Source organism: Neisseria sp. P0021.S007, from assembly GCF_051956855.1.
This window is the reverse complement of record NZ_JBQCXA010000856.1, coordinates 1-579: the sequence shown is the minus strand read 5'-3', so window position 1 is coordinate 579 and position 579 is coordinate 1. Positions and strand designations below refer to the sequence as shown.

General features: G+C 48.7%; 1 protein-coding gene. It reads right to left on the bottom strand.

Going from position 1 to position 579, the window contains the following annotated elements; all coding sequences use genetic code 11:
* Positions 1-579, bottom strand: a 579-nt coding sequence (locus tag ACTHUR_RS16345; protein ID WP_440399730.1) for an MFS transporter, incomplete at both ends; no start/stop codon positions are given.

Here is a 579-nt window from a genome sequence, read left to right as displayed (position 1 = left end):
GAATTGAAGAAACCGATGGCCAACAATGCCCACATCGCAACATCTGCACTGGCTTTACCTGCCAACATAGCAACGCCCAACAGGACAACAGCAGCGGTAGCATTGAATGCCAAATAGCGGTTAGGCGCAATTTTCGCCATGATGGCAGAGCCTAAGAAACGGCCGACCATTGCACCGCCCCAGTAGAACGACAAATATTTCGCGGCAGATGCGTGGTCCAAACCTTTCAGATAGCCCAACACGCTAACCAATAAAGAACCGATGGATACTTCCGCACCGACATAACAGAAAATACCGGCCGCACCCAAAACCAAATGACGGTATTGCCAAACACCGTGTTTGCCATCATGGTTATGTTCGCTCTCTTCTTCGGCAATTTTACGCGCATCAGGCAAACGAATCATTTTGACAAACACAGCCAAAATAATCAGCAAACCGGCCAACCCTAAATACGGAATTTGAACGTAAGAAATTTGCTCGGCTTTGCTGACAGTTTGTGTTGCATCAGCCAAAATCAGGAATGCGCCGATTTGCGGAGCAATGGTCGTATCCAGAGAGTTAGGTGCCTGGACCGGGGTT